Raw genomic sequence first — 708 nt, 5'->3', positions numbered from 1 at the left:
TAGTTGCCCGTGGGCCCGTCGTTGCGGAACAGCACGTTCGAGCCGATCTCGTTGGTGACGAACCAGTCGACGTCTCCGTCGTTGTCGTAGTCCCCCCAGGCAGCGTCGGCGTTGAGGAGTCCGGGCAGGCCAACGCCGGAATTGGTGAAGATCCCGCCGTCATTGCGGTAGAGCCGCGATGCGGACTCTCGGATCAGCAGGACGTCCAGATCGCCGTCGCCGTCGTAGTCCCCCCAGGCAACCGAACCGGACGAGGAGCCCGGGAGATTGGCGAGGGCGTTGGTGAACGTCCCGCCGTCGTTCAAATAGAGGTGGGTGATCTGACTGCTCGTTCCGGTCGAGCCGAGGACCAGGATATCCAGGTCGCCGTCGCCGTCGGCGTCGCCCCAGGCCACGTCGCTGTCACTCGCCCCGGTCAGGCCGGCTCCGATGTCGGTCCACTGGCGGGCGCAGGCCGGCGGCGCCGTCGCTCCCGCCGTGAAGCGAAGCTGGTGCGGCGTGGCGACTCCTCCGTCGGTACTGCGAACGCCATCGCTGATCGTCAGGTGCACGACCTCTCCCGCGAAGAACGATCCCGGGAGCAGCGTAACGGTGCCACCGTTCACGTCGAAATCCCAGGCGGTCCGTCCCATCGATCGATGCAGGCCCAAGGTCTGGGGCGAGACGGTGGTCGGATCGACGTCCGCGTCGAAGTTCAAGGTGATGTTG

At 66.5% G+C, this 708-nt stretch carries 1 protein-coding gene; it reads right to left on the bottom strand.

The features are described from left to right. On the bottom strand, positions 1–708 hold a 708-nt coding region (locus KDM41_18290), incomplete at both ends, for a VCBS repeat-containing protein (GenBank protein ID MCB1185374.1).

The organism is bacterium (genome assembly GCA_020440705.1).
Taxonomy (GTDB): domain Bacteria; phylum Krumholzibacteriota; class Krumholzibacteriia; order LZORAL124-64-63; family LZORAL124-64-63; genus JAGRNP01.
Note: the sequence above shows the minus strand (reverse complement) of the source record. Positions and strands in the feature narration are given on the sequence as shown.